General features: G+C 73.4%; 7 protein-coding genes. 5 read left to right on the top strand and 2 right to left on the bottom strand.

Annotated features, from left to right (window positions below; translation table 11 throughout):
- Both VR45_RS05900 and VR45_RS46695 read left to right on the top strand, forming a co-directional pair.
- Positions 1-1,455 (top strand): HAMP domain-containing sensor histidine kinase (locus VR45_RS05900; RefSeq protein ID WP_045938602.1); only part of this gene is annotated, 1,455 nt, incomplete at its 5' end.
- A gap of 12 nt (positions 1,456-1,467) precedes the next feature.
- Entirely contained in the window at positions 1,468-1,617 is a 150-nt protein-coding gene (locus tag VR45_RS46695; protein WP_159394121.1) for a hypothetical protein, read from the top strand.
- Here VR45_RS46695 and VR45_RS05895 read toward each other — a convergent pair.
- Positions 1,595-2,272 (bottom strand): response regulator transcription factor, encoded by a 678-nt coding sequence (locus VR45_RS05895; RefSeq protein ID WP_045938601.1) that lies wholly within the window; start codon positions 2,270-2,272, stop codon positions 1,595-1,597. The genes VR45_RS46695 and VR45_RS05895 overlap by 23 nt on opposite strands.
- Before the next feature lie 57 nt (positions 2,273-2,329).
- On the opposite strand from VR45_RS05895, the gene VR45_RS05890 reads away from it, so the two are divergent.
- Both VR45_RS05890 and VR45_RS05885 read left to right on the top strand, forming a co-directional pair.
- On the top strand, positions 2,330-3,223 hold the full coding sequence (locus tag VR45_RS05890) for an oxidoreductase (RefSeq protein WP_045938600.1): 894 nt from the start codon (positions 2,330-2,332) through the stop codon (positions 3,221-3,223).
- Positions 3,224-3,377: 154 nt separating this feature from the next.
- Positions 3,378-4,754 carry an EF-hand domain-containing protein gene (locus VR45_RS05885; protein WP_045938599.1) on the top strand — a complete coding sequence of 459 codons (1,377 nt, stop codon included), beginning with the start codon at positions 3,378-3,380 and terminating at the stop codon, positions 4,752-4,754.
- 21 nt (positions 4,755-4,775) lie between these two features.
- Here the strand turns inward: VR45_RS05885 and VR45_RS05880 are convergent, their stop codons facing one another.
- Positions 4,776-5,603 carry a nucleotidyltransferase domain-containing protein gene (locus VR45_RS05880; RefSeq protein ID WP_045938598.1) on the bottom strand — a complete coding sequence of 276 codons (828 nt, stop codon included), beginning with the start codon at positions 5,601-5,603 and terminating at the stop codon, positions 4,776-4,778.
- Positions 5,604-5,899: 296 nt separating this feature from the next.
- Between VR45_RS05880 and VR45_RS05875 the strand changes: the two genes are divergently transcribed.
- A complete protein-coding gene (locus tag VR45_RS05875) occupies positions 5,900-7,450 on the top strand; it encodes a cytochrome ubiquinol oxidase subunit I (protein WP_045938597.1) in 1,551 nt (516 codons plus the stop codon).
- Positions 7,451-7,463: the final 13 nt, after the last annotated feature.

Here is a 7,463-nt window from a genome sequence, read left to right as displayed (position 1 = left end):
GTGCTCGCCCTGGTCACCACCGGCCTGGTGGTCAGCGACACGGTGGTGCTCGGCACCGTCCGCCACCAGCTGGTGCAGCGGCTCGACGAGCAGCTGGAACGCTTCGGCGAACCGCTGGCCCGCCGCGCGCCGACCCGCAACAGCTGGGCGGAGCCCAGGCAGCAGCCCTCGGTCACCGGCAAGCGGGCCGGCCAGTACCTGGCGGCGCTGCCCAGCCAGTACCTGGTCCAGTACCTGTCCGCCGACGGCAGGGTGCAGTTCGTGGTGCGCCAGCCGATGTCGGAGAACGACCCGGCGCCGCAGCTGGACGGCTTCGACCCGGCCGCGGTCGGCGCCGACACCCCCGTCGACCTGCCCGACCAGCGCGGCCGGGGCAGCTGGCGGGCGATCGTCCTGCCGGTCCAGCGGCAGAGCGCCCCGGTCAGCGTCTTCGCCGCGCCCGCGCCCAGCGCCGCCTATGTGATGGTCGCCGTCTCCCGCGAGGACATCGACGCCACCGTCAACCGGCTGCGCACCGCCTTCCTGGCGATCGGGGGCGTCGTCCTGCTGGTGATCGCGGCGCTCGGCTTCTTCGCCGTCCGCACCGGACTGCGGCCGCTGCGCCGGATCGAGGAGGGCGCCCAGCTGATCGCCGCCGGTGAGCTCTCGCACCGGATGCCGGCCCTCCCGGCGAACACCGAGGTCGGCCGGCTCTCCGTCGCCCTCAACGGCATGCTGGCGCAGATCGAGGCCGCCTTCGCCGCCCGGGCGGAGTCCGAGGGTCGGATGCGGCGGTTCGTCGCGGACGCCTCGCACGAGCTGCGCACCCCGCTGGCCGGCATCCGCGGCTTCGCCGAGCTGTACCGGATGGGCGCCCTGCCCGCCGAGGCCGACGTCCGGCGCACCATGGGCCGGATCGAGAACGAGGCGATCCGGATGGGCACCCTGGTCGAGGATCTGCTGGTGCTCGCCCGGCTGGACGAGGAGCGCCCGCTCGACCTCGCGCCGATGGACCTGCGCACCCTCGCCGCGGATGCCCTGCACGACCTCACCGCCCTCGACCCGAGCCGCCCGGTCGCCCTCACCGGCCCGGCCGGCAGCGGCCCGCCCGGTCCGGCGCCCGTGCTCGGCGACGAGGCCCGGCTCCGCCAGGTGGTCACCAACCTGGTCGGCAACGCCGTCAAGCACACCCCGCCCGGAACCCCGGTGCGGATCGGGGTGGGCCACGAGGGCGGCCTCTGCCTGCTGGAGGTCGCCGACTCCGGCCCCGGCCTCACCGCCGACCAGGCCGCCCTGGTGTTCCACCGCTTCTACCGCGTCGACGCCTCCCGCAGCCGCCACGACCAGCGCGGCGGCGCCGGCCTCGGCCTCGCCATCGCCACCGCCCTCACCCACGCCCACGGCGGCGCCCTCACCCTCCACACCACCCCCGGCACCGGCGCCACCTTCCGCCTGGAACTCCCCCACCAGCGCTGAAACCCCGATCGGGTGGATCCCGTCCTCTCCGGGCCGGACCCCGAGCGCGGGGCCTACGCCCGGTCGGAGCGGACGCCGTACGGCGAGGACGCCGTGGTCCCCGAGGGCCCCGCCAAGGGGTTCGCGATCGGGCCCGGCATCACCGGGGGGCGGCGGGACTGACCTCCTCCCGGAGGAGGTCCCGGGCGAGCAGGCCCGCCTGGAAGCGGGAGGAGGCGCCGAGGGCGGCCATCAGGTCGGCGACCCGGCGGCGGTAGGTGCGCAGGGAGACGCCGAGGAGGCGGGCGCCGGTCTCGTCGGTGTGGCCGGCGGCGAGGGAGCGCAGGGTGTCGCGGGCCTGCTCGGTCAGCGGCGGCGGGGCGGCGCAGTCGGCGAGGTCGGTGGCGGTCTCCCAGGTGGCGCGGAACAGCGAGCGCACGCCGTCGACGACCTCCGGGGCCTGCACCACGGTGTACGTGTGCACGCCCCGTACCGGTGCGCCGGCCAGGATCGCGGTGCGCCGGTCGATGACGATCGCCTCCCGGGCTATCGGCCCGTCGGAGATCCGGATCTCGATGCCGGAGGCGGCGATCCGCCGCAGCCGCCGGAGCGACTCGGGGTCGGCGAGGGCCCGGCGGCTGTACAGCTTGCGCATGGTGAGGCCGGGGACGACGTGCGGCCGCTTCCCCTCGCGGAAGGCCGCGTTGACGCCCGCCGAGAAGGTCATCAGATCGGTGGCGGCGACCAGGAACTCCTCGTGGGAGGCGACGAAGAGGTGTCCGGCCCGCTGGACGAGCTCCTGCTCGCCGTGCAGGGTGATGATCCGATCGGTGCTCATGGCAGCAAACTGCCAGATCGGTCGGGGCCGCCGCGAGCCGGGCCGAGGCTTGGGGTCATGACGACGACTCCCGCACTTCCCGCGAACGCCGCCGGCACCTTCCTCCTCGGCGGCGACCTGCCGGTGTCCCGGATGGGCTTCGGCGCGATGAAGCTGCCCTCCCGCGACTGGCACGGGCCCGCCTGCGACCCCGAGCAGAGTGTCCGGGTGCTGCGCCGGGCCGTCGAGCTGGGCGTCGACCACATCGACACCGCCTGGTTCTACTTCTTCCGGGACGTCTCCGCCCACGGCCTGATCCGGCGGGCCCTGCACCCCTACCGGGACGACCTGGTGATCGCCACCAAGGTCGGCCCGGGCCGCGACCCGGAGGGCCGGTGGCTGGAGCCGGCCGACCGGGAGGCCCTGCGTGCCGCCGTCCACCGCGATCTGCGCGAGCTGGGGGTGGACCGGCTGGACGTGGTGCACCTGCGCCGGATGCCCAGTCAGTCCTCGATCGCCGAGCCCTTCGCCGCACTGGCGGAGCTGCGCGAGGAGGGGCTGATCCGGCACCTGGGCGTCAGCAATGTGAACGAGGCCCAGCTCGCCGAGGCCGAGGCGATCGCCCCGGTCGTGACGGTGCAGAACAAGTTCAGCGTGCTGGACCGCACGGCGGAGCAGGACCGGCTGCTGGCGGACTGCACGGCGCGGGGCATCGCCTTCGTCCCGTTCTACCCGCTCGGCGGCACCGGGGTGCCCGACCACCCGGCCCTGCGCGGGGTCGCCGAGCGGCACGGCGCCACCCGGGCCCAGGTGATGGTGGCCTGGCTGCTGGCGCTCTCGCCGTCGGTGCTCGCGATCCCGGGCACCTCCTCTCCGGCGCACCTGGAGGAGAACATCGCCGCCGCCGCGCTGCGGCTGGACGCGGCGGACCTCGCGGAGCTGGAGCTGCTGACGGTGTCCGAGCCCGCCTGACGCTGTCCGAGCCCGCCTGACGGTGTCCGGTGGGCGACGGCAGCGCCTGACAAGTACGACTGTCCGATGAGTTCTGCTCCTGGTTTCCCCGCCGGTCCGCCGGGAAGGGCCCCGCCCGTACCCGAAGGTTCCACAACTCCCAGGAGCGGTCAGGATGGCAGCGTCAGCAGCGGGTCCCGGGGGGTCCTTCCGGCGGGACCTCTCGGAGTGGCGGATCGTGCTCGTCGCCTGGCGGCTGGTGGTGCTGCAGGCCGCCCACCCGGTGGTCGCGGCCGGGATGGCCGAGCACTCCACCTACCGCGGCCACCCGTGGCGCCGGGTCGAGCACACCATGGCCAGCGGGCGCCGGCTGTTCCAGGCCGACGAGGAGCAGCTCTGGCGCGAGGTCCAGCGGCTCGACCGGGCGCACCGGCGGATCCGCGGCACCGCCGAGGACGGGCGCGGCTACGACGCCCACGACCCGGCCACCCGGGCCTGGGTGCTGCTCACCCTGTTCGAGAGCGTCGTCGCGATGCGGGAGCTGAGCGGCGAGCCCTACCCGGCGGAGGAACTCGAAGCCTCGTACCGGGAGTTCGCCGGGATCGCGGCGGTGTTCGGGCTGTCCTCGGGGGAACTGCCCGCCACCGCCGCCGAGTTGCGCGGCCGACTGCGCCGGACGGTCCTCGACGAGCTGGAGTTCACCGACACCGCCCGCACTCTGCTGTACGACGTGCTGCGCGAGGCGCCCTGTCCGCGCCGGCTGCGCCTGCTCGGCCCGGTCGGCTGGCGGGTGCTGAGCGCGGTGGTCGCCCGGCTGGTCGCCGAACTGACCGTCGCGGACCTCCCGGCGGTCTTCCGCGAGCGCTTCGGCCTGGTGCCCACCCGCCGCGGGCGGCTGCTCTCGCTGCTGCTGCACCGCGGCGGCCGGGCGGTGGCCACCAGACTGCCGGACCGCTACCGCTACCGCGTCCCCGGGGCGGACTCCTCCTCCCGGCCCCGGCGGCCGCCCCGGCAGGACACCAGGCCGCCGCGGCTGGACCGGTTCTTCCGGGAGGTGCTCGACCAGACCGGGGACGGCCACCTCACCGCCCACGACTTCCGGGCGATGGCGCACAACGTGTGCTGGCAGCTGGAGCTCTCCGAGGAGGGGGAGGGCCGGGTGTACGACGCCTTCGAGCGCTGGTGGGAGGAGCTGCGGGCGGGCATGGACGCCGACGGCGACGGCCGGGTGACCCGGGCCGAGTACGTCGCCGCCACGCTGGCCGGCTGCGACCGCGACCCGGCGTACCTGGAGCGCGGACTGCTGCCCGCGCTCCGGGCGGTGTTCGCGGCCGCCGACGCCGACGGGGACGGCCTGCTGGACTTCGCCGAGTACCGGGTGCTGTTCGGCGGCCGCCGGGTGCATCCGGCCGAACTCTCGCACGGCTTCCGGCAGTTGGACACCGACGGGGACGGTGTGATCACCTCTGCGGAGTTCCTGCGCGGCTTCGTGGACTACTTCACCGCCCGCGCCCCCTCCGCCCCGGGCACCCAACTGCTCGGCCGGGCCTGACCGGAGGGGCCGCCGGGGGCCCTACCCGGCGCGGCGGAGGGCGGCCTCGGTGTCCTCGACCAGGGCGCGGGCGGCGGCGAGGCCGGTGGCGGTGAGGGCCGCCGGGTCGCCTCCGGGGGCGGCGAGCAGGGCGCGGGCGCGCGGGCCGAAGCCGGGCGGGGCGGTCGGCAGGGTCTCGGCCACCGCCAGGGCGCCCTTCTCGTTGAGGCACCAGCGGCGGTCGGCCGCGTACAGCGCCTGTACCAGGACCCCCACGGCGCGGGCGAGGCAGAGCGCGACGTACAGGGTGTCGCCGCGGGCCGCGCCCTTGGCGGCGCCGTCGAGCAGGAAGCCGGCCTCCCAGGTGCTGCCGGTCAGCGCGGCCCGCAGCGGCTCCGGGTAGTCCGCGTACGCGGCCCGGCGCTCCGTCAGCGCCCCGGACGGGTCGGCCAGGACCACGCCGAGCGCGAGCTCCCCGACGTAGCAGGGCGACCAGAAGCCGAGCGGGTGGCCGGCCTGGACGCCCACCTCGTAGCGCCCGGCGAGGCAGTCGGCGCGGACCCGGTCGACCCGGTCGAGGTCGCGCAGGATCCAGTCGACCCGGCCGAGCCCCTCGACGGTCAGCCAGGCGCCGCCGTCGACCCAGGGGCCCCAGCCGCCCGGTCCGGCCACCTCGACCCCGGGACCGGCGAGCTCGCGCAGGGCGTCGAGGTCGAGATGGCCGGACCGGTAGTAGAGGCCGAGGTCCCAGTCGGAGCCGGGGGTGTGCTCGCCCCGGGCCCGGCTGCCCCCGAGCACGACACCGACCACGCCCGGCACCCCGGCCAGCCGGCCGGCCATCGCTTCGATGATCGCTCGCACGGTGAACATGCCTTTCTGTCAGGGCAGTAGGTGTCAATGCTACGTACCGTCCACATTTCCCGTCTCACCTTCCCGGCTGCTCGTTGTGGCCCGGCGACCCGCTTCGCAGACTGTGCGCACGGCATCACCGCCGGTCGCACCCCACCCCGCCCGCTCTTTCCGCGTAAGGGTGGTGGATACTGAGCTTGTGAACGTGTTCACGTTCACAAGCGGACAAGCATGCGCACCTGGGCAGCGGGCCCCGGCTATAGATGAGGTTTGTCCGAAATGTGACCTCGAACGAGGTCGGTTGGAGAGAGGGCGACGTGGAACTGGCAATCGCTCACGAAACCATCGCGCGATGGCAATTCGGCATCACCACCGTCTACCACTTCCTCTTCGTACCGCTCACCATCAGCCTCGCCGCGATCGTGGCGGGGCTGGAGACCGCATGGGTGCGGACGGACAAGGAGAAGTACTTCCACGCCACGAAGTTCTGGGGGAAGCTCTTCCTGATCAACATCGCGATGGGCGTGGTCACCGGCATCGTGCAGGAGTTCCAGTTCGGCATGAACTGGTCCGACTACTCCCGCTTCGTCGGCGACGTCTTCGGCGCCCCGCTCGCGATGGAGGCGCTGATCGCCTTCTTCTTCGAGTCGACCTTCATCGGCCTGTGGATCTTCGGCTGGGACAAGCTGCCGCGGAAGCTGCACTGCGCCTGCATGTGGATGGTCGCGCTCGGCACCGTGCTCTCCGCCTACTTCATCCTGGCGGCCAACTCCTGGATGCAGCACCCGGTCGGCTACGTGATCGACCCGGTCACCGGCAAGGCCCAGCTGACCGACATCGCCAAGGTGCTGTTCCAGGACACCACCGTCACCGTCGTCCTGCACACCCTGACCGCGGCCTTCCTCACCGGCGCGGCGTTCATGGTCGGCATCGCCTCGTTCCACCTCTGGAAGGCCAAGCGCAAGCCGGGGAGCGCCGCCGCCGCCCCGGAGAAGGTCGCCGTGATGCGGACCTCGCTGCGGCTCGGCCTGGTGCTCGCGGTGATCTTCGGCGCGGGCACCGCGCTCAGCGGTGACTCGCTCGCCAAGGTCATGTTCCGCCAGCAGCCGATGAAGATGGCCGCCGCCGAGGCGCTCTGGGACACCAAGGCGCCGGCGCCGTTCTCGGTCTTCGCGGTCGGCGACGTCAGCAAGGGCCACAACTCGGTGGAGCTGGAGATCCCCGGGATACTGTCCTTCCTCGCCAACAGCGACTTCAGCTCCTCCGTCCCCGGCATCAACGACACCGCCGAGGCCGAGGCCGCCAAGTACGGCGGCGACCCCAAGGACTACATCCCCAGCATCTTCGTCACCTACTGGGGCTTCCGCCTCATGATCGGCTTCGGGATGACCTCCTTCGTGGCCGGGGTGATCGGACTCTGGACCACCAGGAAGAAGCGTTTCCTCCACCCGGAGTTCCGCACCGGGGACACCGAGGTGCCGAGGCTGATGCTCACCCCGAAGCGGGAGCTGGGCCCTTTCCTCACCAAGTGGAGCTGGCGGATCGGCATCCTCACCATGGGGTTCCCGCTGATCGCCAACAGCTTCGGCTGGATCTTCACCGAGATGGGCCGGCAGCCCTGGGCGGTCTTCGGACTGATGACCACCGCCAGCGCCGTCTCGCCCAACGTGGGCGTCGGCACCCAGATCGGCGCCCTGGCCACCTTCACCTCGCTGTACGCGGTCCTCGCCGTCGTCGAGGTCAAGCTGCTGGTCAAGTACGCCAAGGCCGGACCGGTCACCGACGAGCGGCCGCCCACCGAGGACCCGACCCTGCGCGGTCCCGCCTCCGGTGACGACGCCGACAAGCCGCTCGCCTTCGCCTACTGAGGCCACCCAGGAT

The organism is Streptomyces sp. NRRL S-495 (genome assembly GCF_000966955.1).
Classification (GTDB): domain Bacteria; phylum Actinomycetota; class Actinomycetes; order Streptomycetales; family Streptomycetaceae; genus Kitasatospora; species Kitasatospora purpeofusca.
The sequence above is the reverse complement of the archived record's forward strand: the minus strand, read 5'-3'. Positions and strand labels throughout refer to the sequence as shown.

Coding starts and splice junctions, on each gene's coding strand:
- VR45_RS05895 (WP_045938601.1), bottom strand. CDS start 2,272: ATGAGCACCGATCGGATCATCACCCTGCACGGCGAGCAGGAGCTCGTC.
- VR45_RS05890 (WP_045938600.1), top strand. CDS start 2,330: ATGACGACGACTCCCGCACTTCCCGCGAACGCCGCCGGCACCTTCCTC.
- VR45_RS05885 (WP_045938599.1), top strand. CDS start 3,378: ATGGCAGCGTCAGCAGCGGGTCCCGGGGGGTCCTTCCGGCGGGACCTC.
- VR45_RS05880 (WP_045938598.1), bottom strand. CDS start 5,603: ATGTTCACCGTGCGAGCGATCATCGAAGCGATGGCCGGCCGGCTGGCC.